General features: G+C 34.1%; 8 protein-coding genes and 1 tRNA gene. 8 read left to right on the top strand and 1 reads right to left on the bottom strand.

All coding sequences use genetic code 11. The features are described from left to right. The first annotated feature begins 376 nt into the window (after positions 1-376). The 7 genes from WOCAOBSORBRA_RS04290 (at position 377) to dapA (ending at position 6884) form a co-directional block, all read left to right on the top strand. Positions 377-2122, top strand: coding sequence for a type I secretion system permease/ATPase (locus tag WOCAOBSORBRA_RS04290; protein WP_015589192.1), 1746 nt, complete (start codon positions 377-379; stop codon positions 2120-2122). 361 nt (positions 2123-2483) lie between these two features. Further along, entirely contained in the window at positions 2484-3923 is a 1440-nt protein-coding gene (locus tag WOCAOBSORBRA_RS04285; protein ID WP_015589193.1) for a hypothetical protein, read from the top strand. Positions 3924-3927: 4 nt separating this feature from the next. Then, positions 3928-4536: a hypothetical protein gene (locus tag WOCAOBSORBRA_RS04280; protein ID WP_015589194.1), complete on the top strand. Its 609-nt coding sequence runs from the start codon at positions 3928-3930 to the stop codon at positions 4534-4536. 4 nt (positions 4537-4540) lie between these two features. Next, positions 4541-5356, top strand: a complete 816-nt coding sequence (locus WOCAOBSORBRA_RS04275) for a hypothetical protein (RefSeq protein ID WP_010082449.1) — start codon at positions 4541-4543, stop codon at positions 5354-5356. A gap of 13 nt (positions 5357-5369) precedes the next feature. Beyond that, positions 5370-5443: transfer RNA gene (locus tag WOCAOBSORBRA_RS04270), tRNA-Arg, on the top strand. Positions 5444-5510: 67 nt separating this feature from the next. Beyond that, on the top strand, positions 5511-5993 hold the full coding sequence (gene ssb / locus WOCAOBSORBRA_RS04265; RefSeq protein WP_174516006.1) for a single-stranded DNA-binding protein: 483 nt from the start codon (positions 5511-5513) through the stop codon (positions 5991-5993). Positions 5994-6002: 9 nt separating this feature from the next. Beyond that, on the top strand, positions 6003-6884 hold the full coding sequence (gene dapA, locus WOCAOBSORBRA_RS04260; RefSeq protein ID WP_174516005.1) for a 4-hydroxy-tetrahydrodipicolinate synthase: 882 nt from the start codon (positions 6003-6005) through the stop codon (positions 6882-6884). Between the two features lie 38 nt (positions 6885-6922). Here the strand turns inward: dapA and ligA are convergent, their stop codons facing one another. Continuing rightward, on the bottom strand, positions 6923-8911 hold the full coding sequence (gene ligA, locus WOCAOBSORBRA_RS04255; protein ID WP_077188219.1) for an NAD-dependent DNA ligase LigA: 1989 nt from the start codon (positions 8909-8911) through the stop codon (positions 6923-6925). A gap of 214 nt (positions 8912-9125) precedes the next feature. Here ligA and gltX point away from each other — a divergent pair, with 214 nt between their 5' ends. Further along, the gene (gene gltX / locus WOCAOBSORBRA_RS04250) at positions 9126-10448 is read left to right on the top strand and encodes a glutamate--tRNA ligase (protein WP_174516004.1); all 1323 of its coding nucleotides are present in this window, start codon (positions 9126-9128) and stop codon (positions 10446-10448) included. Positions 10449-10591 lie beyond the last annotated feature (143 nt).

The following is a 10591-nucleotide window of genomic DNA, read 5'->3' as shown; positions in this document are numbered from 1 at the left end:
ATCCACACTATACGCCATTATAACTCAAATAGCTTATTATACCTTTATCATTTACTTTGGGAAGTACTATAGTTAGCCTTTCATAAGTAGCGATGCAACAAAGCCATCCCAGTGTCAGCTACTTTCATGACACCATTTGCTGTGCAGTTTACCTTCAAAAATGAATGTTCGTACAGCTATGGAATGAATCGCGGTATGACGTAGCTTCGCTATAGGCAATGAAGGAAATATTAACTATACTTCTTTTTACCATTGTTTATATTTCCTATTCACATATATTAATATTTTACTCACTTAAAGTAAGCTAACTACCGTTATTAATATTTTTGTAATAAAAATTGTATATGGTGCATGTAATCAAATTAAGAGGAAGATTGTGGAAATTACGCCATCAATAAAAAAAGAATTGAAGCAAAGTACTCTATATGTTTGCCTAGAAAAATGCAAAAGTGCATTTTGGTTTATCTTTTGGTTTAGTGCGGGAATCAATTTATTAATGTTATTCCTACCACTTTATACCTCTCAAGTGCTTGATCGGGTGATATCGAGCGAAAGTGTATCAACACTAACTATGCTGACAATTATCACTTTATCTGCATTTGCATGTTCTGCAATGCTTGAAACTTGTCGATATTTAGCCATGGCAAAAATAGGTGATTGGATCGATAAAACTGCAACACCAGATCTGATAGTAAGGTCAATCAGGCTAACGTCAGTGCAGAGCTCAACTTCAAGTGGTGAAGCAATACGAGATCTCGGAGTGATAAAAAATTTCATTACAGGAAATGGTATATTCTCACTGTTTGATACTCCATGGTCGTTAATTTACCTTGTTGTGATTTTCATGATACATACCTCCACGGGGTTTATAGCTATTACTGGAATTATTATATTAGTCTCTATGGCAATATGGAATGAACTTGCCACTAAACGAATATTACAAGAAACCAACGAAGAAACTATACGGAATATCAATGCTATAGATGTTGCAACAAGAAATGCAGAAGTGGTTGAAGCTATGGGCATGTCAGAATTCATAGTCTCTGATTGGTGTAAACGAAATGATCAGAACCGAGCAATGCAAATTAAAGCACAAAATCGCTCTAATGTAATTACTGGAATCACTAAATTTTTGCGCTCAACTCTGCAAATATCAGTGATTGGAACAGGTGCATTACTTGCAATCACAGCTCATAAGACTGCCGGTAGCATCATCGCTGCTTCAATTTTAATGGGTAGAGTATTAGCACCATTTGATGCTGCGGTTCATACTTGGAAGTTTTTAAATCAGGCTAGAATGTCATATGGAAGGCTACAAAGACTTATATTAACATCGCCAAAAAGAGAGCAAACGATGGCTCTACCAGAACCTGAAGGAAAATTGGAATTTGATAGAGTATTTTTTACTCCTTATGGAAGCAATAAGCCGACAGTAAAAGGAATATCATTCATTATAGATCCTGGAGATGTAGTTGGTGTTATTGGTGCAAGTGCTTCTGGTAAATCCACTATCGCAAAATTAACTGTTGGTGTATGGAAGCCAATATCTGGTGTAGTCAGACTAGATGGCGCTGATGTATATACTTGGAATCGAGAAAATTTTGGTAATTATGTTGGCTACTTACCTCAGGATATTGAGTTATTTAACACTAGTGTCAAAGCTAATATTGCTCGTATGAGGCCAGATCCAAATCCTGAAGAAATAATCAAAGCAGCAAAAATTGCAGGAATACATGAACTAATACTAAGCTTACCAAATGGATATGATACAACAATAGGAGGTCCTGGAGGAGTAACGCTCTCTGGCGGCCAAAAACAGCTTCTTGGACTTGCCAGAGCTTTTTATGGTCACACAAAACTTTTAGTACTTGATGAACCAAACGCTAACTTAGATAGCAATGGAGAGGCATGCTTAATTAATGCAATTGGCATTGCAAGAAAACAAAATACTACTACTGTTATCATCACTCACAAGCTACCGTTATTGTCCGTAGTTGATAAGGTGATCCTCATGTCAGATGGTGTCATTTACGCTATGGGACCAAAAGATGAGATTTTGAGCAAATTAGTTGCTCCATCATCAAGTACCACAGAAGATGAGCGCTCTTCAGCAAATGGTTAGTTTACTTACAATAAATTCTGTATCTGAAATAACAACTGTTCCAGAAAAATATATATTTCTTTACCATTAGAAATAATATTACAAGAATAGTAAATAGATTAATAACTCTTATTAATTAAAGTCAATCGGCAGATATAGCTAAAGTGGCTTAGGTTTACCTACAATTTGAAAAACAACAAATTCGTCTTAATGAATTTTCTTAATTTGTTATCTAAATAACTTAATATTAGTGGTAATTTTATAAAAAAATTATAATATAAATAATGTTGCTGCGAAAATTTATAACAATATTTCCCTCTAACGTTTAATGAATTTCAATAAATTGCCTTTTTAATTCTAGATAAGTATATGCTTTGTTAATATGTTTAGTTCAAAATCCAAAAGTAAGTTTATGCTTTCTATTGGAGAAGAAGGCATAATGTTACTATATTTTAAAAATAATACTTTAAATAAAAGGTATTTTGTTAAGGGCAAAAACGATAAAGCAGTTTCCGATTTAATTTCATGTCTTTCGTCAGATAAAAAAGCACCTTTATACCTGGTGCTTAATCATGCAGATCAAAATTACTCGCTACAGTTTATTACAAGGGCAAACAAGATTAGTGCCTATCTATCAGCAAAAACAAAGATGGAGCATTTTTCTCGTAATAATGACATAAGTTCAGTTTTTTTGGTTGAGAAGCCAAACAAATTCAATCAAAACTGGTGCTATCTTCTTGTTTCATCAAAAGCAAAGCATTTAGTAGAATATTGGTTGAATGTGTTTATTGAGATAGGCTCCAACTTTAAGGGAATATTAATGTTTCCTATAGAAATAAGTAATATAACAAAAAAGATTCTACATAAAGATCCTAATAATTGGAAAATTATAGTTGCTGCAACTAAAACGGGAGGCTATAGACAAGTGGTTCTTAAAGAGAATAAAATGGTATTTACGCGCTTAACATCATTTACTAATGATAATTTACCAGGAATTATCGCTGGTGGAATATATCAGGAAGTGCAAGATACTATTCGATCCTTAACTAAGTTTGGGTTTGAAAAAAATAACCCTATCGACCTTTGTATCATAGTGTCAGAAGATATCAAAGCTAGTTTATCAGTCATAAATTTTTCAGAGAACAGTGTGAACATATTAACTCCATATGAGTTAGGCAAACTATTAGGAGCAGAACTAGCTATAAGTGAAAAAGATAACTTTTGCGATACCATAATTTTGTTTCATAGCTTTAAGAATAAATTAGCAGCTATTTTTAATACAAAGGAAACTAAAGAATTTTATCTATTCAATTACCTTTATTTAAACTCTCCTCGAATTTTTCTATACTTCGCCCTGGTTTTAGTTATAACAAACACCCTTTGTTTGCTAAATTTGTATTCAAATTTCAATGTCGCTGATAATTTATCAGCAAAGCAGAACACCTTAAATAACCAATTAACAAAACTTAGCCAAAGCTATAATGTAAAAAAAATAGATGAAATTTATGATTTTATTAATATCAATAATATTTTATCAAAAATAGAATACTCTCCTCTTACACAAGTTAAGTATGTAGAAAAGTTAAAAATACCAGGTATAGAGCTTCGATCATTTGAATGGAATTATAATGAGGCAAAAAGTTATATTACCACAACTTTAAAGTTTAATTTTCAATCCGGTAAAAATATTTCTCATCAATACGAGAAACTACGAAAAAATTTAAACGATAATTTTCGTACCTATGACATTAATATTTCTAGCTTACCTGCTGCTAAAGAGCAAAATCTATCTATTGATGTTGAAATAGGAGAGGCAATGTAGATTAATGACTATCTCTCAATTAAAAAGAAAAGCTACAATTCAGTTTATATCGTATTTGTTATTATCTGTTGGATTAATAGGGTTATTAACATATGTTGTTATCTATAACGAAAAGATTTATAATAAAAACCAAATTGCGATTGATAAAATACGTTCTATTAATTTACAGATTACTGGAATTCAAAAAAAGGAAGTTGTTCTAAATAAAAACCTAGATTTATGGAAAAAAATTTCTTCTTCAAATTTACATAGTAGCAGATACATTGCAAATTTAAATTTCGAGCTTAGCAAGTTATATAAAAAGCACTATATATTAGAACCTGAAATATCAATTTCTATACCCGAAGAAGTTGAGCTCCACAACAAAAGTGAACGCACAAAAGTAATAAAAAGTGAAGTGGTCCTAAATTTAAGCTCAATCAGCGATAAGCATATTTTTTTATTTCTACAGTCTATTCCAAATCTGCCCGGTTATGTTATGATCAAATCTCTTATTTTAAATAAGCAGAGAAATATTGATGCTGCAACTATGAATCAGATTTTGAATGGTAATATGATAGAGATAGTGAGAGCTAATATAGTCTTTGATTGGTATACTATATTAAGTAGATAAGGTGATGAACATAAAGCTGTTTTTTATTTTTACGCTACTCATTTCCAATGTTAATGCATATTGCAGTTGTGAAGATATCATAGAAAGCATAGAAATTTGTAAGGAGTATTCTTGCCGACAATATATTGGCAATGAAGATTTTATTGAGCATAAAATATTAGGATTAAATAGTGGAAATTTATGCGTATATATAGAAAAACAAGGTAATGATGAAATGGTTTGTCATCATTCTCAGTATGGAATGATGATAGAAAAAAGATATTTTGAAAGTATTCTTAAAGTTGGCAATCAAGAAATCGACGATTTTATTGATATAGCAAATTTGCGTGCAAAAGAGTGTTTCTTTATCAACAATCAAAAACTAAGCTATACAGATCGGGACGATATAATAAGAGAAGCAGTGGAAAGTGACTTTGACGTTTTGTCACAATATAGTAACGTAAAAAGCATTTTTTTTGATGAAGAGCCAGTTAATAGAATGGTCAATGAAATGGAAAAGTTCAATTTACGATCTTCAAGAGCTGCAAAAGAGGAGGTATCAGATAATTTCAACGGTAAGGTAGTGAGTTTAGACTCAATTTTATATCTTTCTCCCGATACATGGAAAATATGGGTAAATGGAAAACTGTTTATAAATACCAAGGATTTAAAAGTGCACTCAGTCACTGAAAATTATGTAACTTTTGTATGGACCGTAGATCAAAAAGCAATAAAAAAGCATGCGAATGATTCTCAAAATGTATATTTTGGATATGGGAGTATTATGTTTACGCTTTATCCAAAACAAAAATTTGACTTGGATGGCTTATCTATTAAATAACTTAAATATATATGCGCTTGTAGCTCAGTTGGATAGAGCGTTGCCCTCCGGAGGCAAAGGCCGTGGGTTCGAATCCCTCCAAGCGCACTTTTAATTAAATTTGACAATAGTATTTTCACATAAGATAATAAAAGGATTTATTTAGAGCATAATTATGTCTGGTGGTACCATAAACAAAGTCATACTAGTTGGTAATTTAGGAAAAGATCCTGAAATTAGGACTACACAAAATGGAAAAGAAATGGCAAGTTTTTCAATAGCCACGTCTGAAAGTTGGACTGACAAACTTTCCGGTATGCGCTCTGAAAAGACAGAGTGGCATAATATCGTAATTTTTAGTGAAGGATTAGTAAAAATCGTCAAAGATTTTGCACGCAAAGGCAGTAAAGTTTATGTTGAAGGTTCTTTGAGCACTAGAAAATGGACTGACCAAAACGGTGGTGAAAGATACACAACAGAGGTGGTTCTATATAATTTTAATAGCGCTCTTACTCTCTTGGATTCACGAAATAGTGCGCCAAATCCTGATTACAAGCCAAGTGAATACAAACAAGGTGAAACAGGACAAAAAGATAAACACGAAAGTTTTGACAACGATATAAAAGATGAACTACTCGATGATGAAATACCATTTTAACAATTTAAATTGAAATCTACATTTTTATGGACTGCTTGTATTACTCCTTTTAATTGCAATGGAGATAGCATAGATTATAGCAGTTTGCAGCGTTTACTGACAATGCAAGTTAAAGCTGAAAATGGCGTAGTGTTGCTAGGTAGCACAGGTGAGAGCCTATCGCTTACTGATTCTGAAAAGCGTACATTAGTTGAATTCGTATGTAAGCTAAAATTAAATACGAAAATTATAATTGGCGTACCAGGAGTGAATCTATATCAGACTCTTGAATGGCTTGATTTTTGCAAGGGTATGCCTATTCATGGCTATCTAATGACAACTCCCATTTATGCAAAGCCCGGAATTATGGGGCAGACTTTATGGTTTGAAAAGCTACTTGAAAAAGCACATGTGCCGGCTATGTTTTACAATATTCCATCGAGAGCAGGAGTGAGTCTTCATGCTGAAACTGTACGCAACTTATCCAATCACGAAAAATTTTGGGCTATCAAAGATTCAAGTGGCACTGTTGATACTTTAACTCAGTATAAGAAAGTTGCACCAAATATTGAGGTCTTTTGCGGAGATGATAATATGATATCTGATATGGCCGCTTATGGTGCGGCTGGTCTGGTTTCCGTTGCTGCCAATGTTTGGCCGCGCGTAGCACATGAATACGTTAAGAAGTGCCTCAATGGCAGGAACCCTCAGGCAGATATCTGGCAACAGGCTTGCGAAGCGTTATTTATTGCCAGCAACCCAATACCCACTAAAGCACTTTTGCATGATATTGGGCTCATAGAACATCAAACTGTCCGCCTACCACTCAGCACAGAAGACTTGCCTTCTGTTGAAAAATTGAGGCAAGTCAATAAAATGATTCTTGGATGGAAAGAATTGGCTACTCTCTAAATAGTCTTGCAACTTTGATTTAATATACAATCCAAGTTTCATTTGAACACTCCCAAACTTATCACTTTATGCCACTGGTCTTCATCTAAAATTTCTACACCTAATTCCACTGCCTTTTTATATTTGGATCCTGGTTTTTCTCCTGCAATTAGGTAGTCAGTTTTAGCAGAAAGATGTGAGCTGACCTTTGCTCCTAGAGTTTTGGCTCTTACTTTTGCCTCTCCTCTACTCATAGCAAGTAGCTTACCAGTAAACACTATAATTTTATTATTTAAAACAGAGTTACTAGAGTTGGAGCTCACAGGAAGAATTTGAAGACAAGCAGTAAGATCATTTAACATTTTGATGTTATGTTCCTTAGAAAAAAATGATTCCAAAGATTCAGCTACTTTTTTTCCTATGCCGTCTATACCTACTAGCTCAGTATTATCTGATGACAGTTCAATCATCGAATTATACCAATTATCATAAGAAACATAATAATCTGCAAGCAATTCTGCTGCAACTTGGCCAATAAATCTAATACCTAAAGAAAATATAAACCTATCTAGAGTTATTACCCTTCTGCTTTGTATAGCATTTAATAAATGAGCTATTGATTTCTTGCCCCAACCAGACTGTTCTTCCAGATTAAATTCATCCAATCTTTCTTCTAAAGTAAAAATATCGGGAATTTGTTTTATCAGACCAAGGTCGTAAAAAAACTCTATCTGCTTATCACCAAGGCCAACAATGTCAAATGCATCTTTCGATACAAAATGCTTTAGTTTTTCTATTATTTGAGCTTTACAGGCAAATTCCTCAGGACATCTTACTGCAGCCTCTCCCTCAACCTGACGTACTTTACTACCACATTCAGGGCATACTTCAGGAAACACAAATTCAGGTGTATTTGGAAGACGAGAATCTCTGCTTACTTCAACGATCTGGGGAATTACATCCCCTGCCCTTTTGATTGTTACAATATCTCCCTCTCTTATGTCTTTACGTTTTATCTCATCTTGGTTATGCAGACTTGCTCTACTAACTAGCACCCCACCAACATTGACTGGCACTAAATCTGCAACTGGAGTTAAAACCCCTGTTCTGCCCACCTGTATAAATATCTTATTTAACTTTGTTTTTGCATAAACCGCAGAAAACTTGTATGCAAGTGCTGAGCGCGGTGCTTTGTGAGTATTCCCTAGACGATTTTGTAGTACCAAATCATTTACTTTATAGACTATTCCATCAATATCATAATCCAAGTTATAGCGACAGTTATAGACTTCATTATAGAACTTCAGCATTCCATCTAAACTACTCGTTAAGGACTGATGCTCATTTACGCAAAAACCAAGTGCCTCAAGCTTATTTAGTACCTCACTTTGACTTTTCTCTGCTCCACCAATCAAAGAATAAGCAAAATATCTAAGAGGTCTGCTTGCTGTAATGTTTGCATCCAATTGCTTTAGAGAACCAGCGGCTGCATTTCGAGGATTGGCAAATTCATCGTTTTCATTTAACTTTAAAAAGTCGCTGTTACTGATGTATATTTCACCTCTTACTTCTAGTCTTCCTTGCACACCTTGCAAAAACTTAGGAAAGCCTTTTATTGTTGCAACATTGTGAGTGACATCTTCCCCTACAAAACCATCACCTCGAGTTGCAGCTTTAACAAATCTTCCATCCTCATAAATTGCAGAAAACGACAACCCATCAATTTTTGGTTCACATAATATCTCTATTTTGTCCTCAATTAAAAACCTCTTTATTTTAGACAAAAATTTCTCTACACCTTGTTCATCATAAGCATTCTCAAGGGAAAGCATAGGTTCTTGATGTTCCACCTTAGAAAACCTCTCATCAGGTGGAGCACCAACACTATCTTGTGTTGCATAAATTTCTGGCTCTATTTCAGCTAACTTTTTCTTCAGTTCATCATATTCAGCATCACTTATTTCTGGCTTATTTTTTTGGTGATACAAAACATTATGATAATTTATTTGATCTTGCAGTTTTTCTCTCATCTTTTCTAAGTTAGTCATGATACCAATATAATGCTACATTAGCCTTTGTCGTCAAGCTGTGAATTTTCTTGAATTTATCATATGGTCTTAATCCATCAAATATCAAAGGTGCCACAATGCTATAGCCATACTTATTCTTCTCTTGCTCAATTGTATTAGCAGATCTCGCTTGCTCTAGCCATATATTTATATAAAATTAAAATAAATTAGAGTAAACAATATTGCTATTTAAATGCTAACAAGATTCGCTCCAAGCCCAACTGGCTACCTCCACGTAGGAAACGTACGAACTGCCTTGGTTTGTTGGATGTACACACGCAATCAAAATGGAAAATTTTTACTCCGTTTTGATGATACTGACCTTCAGCGTTCAAATGTCAAATATATAAATGATATCATACAAGATTTGAAATGGATTGGTATCAATTGGGATGCAAGTTTCAAGCAATCAGAGCGCTTTGAGCGTTACAATGAGGTGTTTTTGCAGTTAATAAAAGAAGGGCATATTTATGCATGCTATGAAACAAGAGAAGAGTTAGACATTAAACGAAAATTGCAGTTAAAACAAGGACTTCCCCCTGTATATGACAGAAGCGCGTTACTTCTAACTGAGCAAGAGAAAATTAGTTATGAGCAAGAAGGAAGAAGACCACATTTTAGATTTAAGTTGGATAGAAATGAAGTTGTTAAATGGAATGATGAAGTTAAAGGTGAAATAAATATTGCAACAAGTCACATCAGCGATCCTGTGGTAAAAAGAGAAGATGGAATTTACACATACATGTTACCTTCTGTTACTGATGATGTTGACTTTAATGTAACTCATATTGTACGCGGGGAAGATCATGTAACTAATACCGCAGTGCAAATCCAAATGATTAAAGCATTAAAAGCGAAAATCCCTACATTTGCTCACCTTTCTCTGCTACATTTTGATGATAGCAAAATATCCAAGCGAACCGGCGTGCTGGACATTAAATCTATAAAAGAAGATGAAATTGAACCGATGGCACTAGTTAGTTATTTAGTGAAGCTTGGAACATCCAATCCAATTGAAGCTTGCGCCTGTATGCAATCTTTGATTGATTCATTTGACATTAAAAAATTTAGCTCAGCATGTACGCAATTTAGCTTGAGTGAAGCATACAAGCTAAATAGCAAAGTGCTGCAACAAATGCCATTTGAAATTATACAAGAACGTTTAAATCAAATTGGAGTGGACTCCTCAGAGTTTTGGTATTTTATAAAGAACAATATAGAAAGGTTTTCTGAGGTGGCCAAGTGGTGGAAAATATGCAAATCCGATATAGAGCCTGTGATTCTTGATAAGGAGCTTATAAAAATCGCGCTCAATACATTGCCTCAAGACGATTATAATGAAAACACATTATCAGAGTGGGTCACAACTATTCGGCACACAGTAGATATAAAGGCAAAAGACCTATTTATGCAGTTGCGCTTAGCTTTAACAGGAACAGAAACAGGACCAGAGCTCGCTAAATTATTAATTTTTATCGGCAAAGAAAATATCATTGCAAGGTTAAAAGAAAAGTGAAAACTAAAGAATTATAGCTAATGCAATCCCTACGTCATACCGCGATTCATTCGCGGTATCTCTTAGCCGCTAACAAGCAGCGGGATGACGGTTGTCGTTTAGCCATAAACATTAAGAAATTTACCAAATGAAAAAAAAGGCAA

The sequence above is a fragment of the Wolbachia endosymbiont of Cardiocondyla obscurior genome, assembly GCF_902713635.1.
Lineage (GTDB): Bacteria > Pseudomonadota > Alphaproteobacteria > Rickettsiales > Anaplasmataceae > Wolbachia > Wolbachia pipientis.
Note: the sequence above shows the minus strand (reverse complement) of the source record. Positions and strands in the feature narration are given on the sequence as shown.

Excerpts from the sequence above, each read along its gene's own strand:
- WOCAOBSORBRA_RS04285 (WP_015589193.1), top strand. The coding sequence starts at position 2,484 with ATGTTTAGTTCAAAATCCAAAAGTAAGTTTATGCTTTCTATTGGAGAA.
- WOCAOBSORBRA_RS04280 (WP_015589194.1), top strand. The coding sequence starts at position 3,928 with ATGACTATCTCTCAATTAAAAAGAAAAGCTACAATTCAGTTTATATCG.
- WOCAOBSORBRA_RS04275 (WP_010082449.1), top strand. The coding sequence starts at position 4,541 with ATGAACATAAAGCTGTTTTTTATTTTTACGCTACTCATTTCCAATGTT.
- ssb (WP_174516006.1), top strand. The coding sequence starts at position 5,511 with ATGTCTGGTGGTACCATAAACAAAGTCATACTAGTTGGTAATTTAGGA.
- ligA (WP_077188219.1), bottom strand. The coding sequence starts at position 8,911 with ATGACTAACTTAGAAAAGATGAGAGAAAAACTGCAAGATCAAATAAAT.
- gltX (WP_174516004.1), top strand. The coding sequence starts at position 9,126 with ATGCTAACAAGATTCGCTCCAAGCCCAACTGGCTACCTCCACGTAGGA.